Origin of the sequence: Streptomyces sp. URMC 124 (genome assembly GCF_051386455.1) — a bacterium.
In the GTDB taxonomy this organism is placed as follows: domain Bacteria; phylum Actinomycetota; class Actinomycetes; order Streptomycetales; family Streptomycetaceae; genus Streptomyces.
This window is the reverse complement of record NZ_JBPQTS010000355.1, coordinates 1-559: the sequence shown is the minus strand read 5'-3', so window position 1 is coordinate 559 and position 559 is coordinate 1. Positions and strand designations below refer to the sequence as shown.

Below are 559 nucleotides of genomic sequence, written 5' to 3'. Positions count from 1 at the left end.
AGACAGCGGGGGCGGTGACGGCGGGGGCGACTAGGAAGCGGTCCCCGGCAACTCCCGGGCAGCGCCCACCCGTTCCGGAATTACTGATTCCCCATGCGCGGTTCCGGCGCGGGCGCGTGAGATCCGGCACCCCGCTCCCAATTGATCTTTCGCTGAGACGAACAAGCGTTGCATCCTTGCGGTACCGCACGCGAGCGAAAAGGGGGGCCTGCGTTGTCGAAGATGCCCGCAGGGACGAAGGACATGTCGGTGGTGCCGGGGCCGGGATTGCGGGGCGTACCGCGCCCGGTGGTCAAGGTTCCGGTCAGCAGTCTCAAGGAGGGCGATTCGCCGCGGACGGGCGGTGTCGACCCGGACCACGTCCGGGCCCTCGCCGAGTCGCCCCGCGCGTTCGACCCGATCCTGGTGCACCGCGCCACGCGCCAGGTCGTCGACGGCATGCACCGGCTGCGGGCGGCGGTACTCCGGGGGGAGCACGAGATCGCCGTCCGCTACCTCGATGTCCCGGCGGACGAGGTGTTCGTCGAGGCCGTCACGGCGAACATCTCCCATGGCCTGC

At 70.3% G+C, this 559-nt stretch carries 1 protein-coding gene; it reads left to right on the top strand.

Annotation, left to right across the window (positions count from 1 at the left end; translation table 11 throughout):
- Window positions 1-222: 222 nt before the first annotated feature.
- Window positions 223-559: ParB/RepB/Spo0J family partition protein (locus tag ACSNOG_RS32910; protein ID WP_436756355.1), on the top strand; the 337-nt coding region annotated here is incomplete at its 3' end.